The sequence below is a fragment of the Chitinophaga japonensis genome (assembly GCF_007830125.1).
Taxonomy (GTDB): Bacteria; Bacteroidota; Bacteroidia; order Chitinophagales; family Chitinophagaceae; genus Chitinophaga; species Chitinophaga japonensis.
This window is the reverse complement of sequence record NZ_VLLG01000010.1, coordinates 1-2,668: the sequence shown is the minus strand read 5'-3', so window position 1 is coordinate 2,668 and position 2,668 is coordinate 1. Positions and strand designations below refer to the sequence as shown.

The 2,668-nt window shown below is 48.9% G+C and carries 1 rRNA gene; it reads right to left on the bottom strand.

The window, feature by feature from the left end:
- Positions 1-35: 35 nt before the first annotated feature.
- Positions 36-2,668, bottom strand: a 23S ribosomal RNA gene (locus tag LX66_RS28105); the annotation flags it as partial.

Sequence of the window (2,668 nt, the reverse complement as noted above, 5' to 3'; positions counted from 1 at the left end):
TACATATCGGGAAGTTGTATACAAAATATATTAATAAAATTAAAGCTTACGGGCAATTAGTACTACTCGGCTGAGGATGTTACCACCCGTACACCTGTAGCCTATCAACGTCGTAGTCTGCGACGGCCCTTAAAAGTAAACTCATCTTGAGGTTGGTTTCACGCTTAGATGCTTTCAGCGTTTATCCATGCCGTACATAGCTACTCAGCACTGCACCTGGCGGCACAACTGATACACCAGCGGTACGTACGACCCGGTCCTCTCGTACTAAGGTCATGTCCTCGCAATTTACTAACGATCACAACAGATAGGGACCGAACTGTCTTGCGACGTTCTGAACCCAGTTCACGTGCCACTTTAATCGGCGAACAGCCGAACCCTTGGGACCTTCTCCAGCCCCAGGATGTGACGAACCGACATCGAGGTGCCAAACCTCCCCGTCGATATGAGCTCTTGGGGGAGATCAGCCTGTTATCCCCGGAGTACCTTTTATCCTTTGAGCGATGGCCCTTCCATGCAGAACCACCGGATCACTTTAGCCAGCTTTCGCTCCTGCTCGGCTTGTAAGCCTCACAGTCAAGCACCCTTATACTAATGCGCTCTACGTACGATTACCAACCGTACTGAGGGTACCTTTGCGAGCCTCCGTTACTTTTTAGGAGGCGACCACCCCAGTCAAACTACCCACCAAACAATGTCCCCTCAACGGGTTAGACTCTAAGTAACAGAAGGTTGGTATTTCAACGTTGACTCCTCGACTCCTGGCGAAGCCGATTCATAGTCTCCCAACTATCCTACACATCTGTCACTCAAAATCAATGTTAAGTTGTAGTGAAGGTTCACGGGGTCTTTCCGTCCCGTTGCGATTAACCGGCATCTTCACCGATACTACAATTTCACCGAGCTCGTGGTGGAGACAGTGTCCAACTCATTAGACCATTCGTGCAGGTCGGAACTTACCCGACAAGGAATTTCGCTACCTTAGGACCGTTATAGTTACGGCCGCCGTTTACTGGGGCTTCAGTCAAGAGCTTCACCCGAAGGCTGACTCCCTTCCTTAACCTTCCAGCACCGGGCAGGTATCAGGCTCTATACGTCATCTTTCGATTTTGCAGGGCCCTGTGTTTTTGTTAAACAGTTGGTTGGACCATTTTACTGAGACCGCATCACTGCGGTACGCCTTATCCCGAAGTTACAGCGTCAATTTGCCTAGTTCCTTCACCACGGATCACTCGAGCACCTTAGGATATTCTCCTCGACTACCTGTGTCGGTTTACGGTACGGGCTGCTATAACCTAGCCTTAGAGGGTTTTCTTGGAAGTCTGATTAGGGACATTATCTGCGCTGCCGAAGCTTTGCAGTACTATCAGGTTCAGCAAGTCATGCGGATTTGCCTACACAACCTATACCTACTCCCTTTAACGCACTATTCCGTAAGTGCGCAGTCCTTTCACTCCTCCGTCACCCCTTCGAAATTATAGCAGGTGCTGGAATATTCACCAGCTTGCCATCAGCTTCCCCTTTCGGGTACGCCTAAGGACCCGACTAACCCTGATCCGATTAACGTTGATCAGGAACCCTTAGTCTTACGGTGATAAGATTTTTCATCTTATTTATCGTTACTTATGCCTACATTTTCTTTTCCAAACGCTCCAGCATACCTCGCGGTACACCTTCAATGCAGTTTGGAATGCTCCCCTACCGATCATACACTCGTGTGCACGATCCTAAAGCTTCGGTTGTATGTTTGATGCCCGATCATTTTCCGTGCTCAAACCCTCGACCAGTGAGCTGTTACGCACTCTTTAAATGAATGGCTGCTTCCAAGCCAACATCCTGGCTGTTGCTGGGTTTAAACTGCGTTTGTTCAACTTAACATACCATTAGGGACCTTAGCTGTTAATCTGGGTTATTTCCCTCTCGGCCATGGACCTTAGCGCCCACAGCCTCACTCCCGTTAGTATATCATAGCATTCGGAGTTTATTAGGGTTTGGTAGGCGGTGAAGCCCCCTAGCCCAATTAGTAGCTCTACCTCTATGATACCGTATTAACGAGGCTGTTCCTAAAAACATTTCGGGGAGAACGAGCTATCTCTCAGTTTGATTGGCCTTTCACCCCTATCCACAGGTCATCCCATAGCTTTTCAACGCTAATGAGTTCGGTCCTCCAGTTTGTGTTACCAAACCTTCAACCTGCCCATGGATAGATCACAAAGTTTCGCGTCTAACCCCACTGACTAAAACGCTCTGTTAGAACTCGCTTTCGCTACGGCTCCGCAACTTAAGTGCTTAACCTCGCCAGTGAGGATTAACTCGTAGGCTCATTATGCAAAAGGCACGCCGTCACCATTTTACTGGCTCCGACCGCTTGTAGGCGCACGGTTTCAGGAACTATTTCACTCTCCTGTTCGGAGTGCTTTTCACCTTTCCCTTACGGTACTGGTTCACTATCGGTCTCTAGGGAGTATTTAGCCTTTCCAGATGGTGCTGGATAATTCACACAGGATTCCTCCGGTCCCGCGCTACTCAGGATACTACACGTCCATCAGAATTTCCGCCTACAGGGCTTTCACCTGCTATGGCTTATCTTTCCAGATAATTCAGCTTGATCTGACTTTCTAAAAGTAGTCCTATAACCCCGGGGCAGCACGCCACCCCGGTTTGGGCT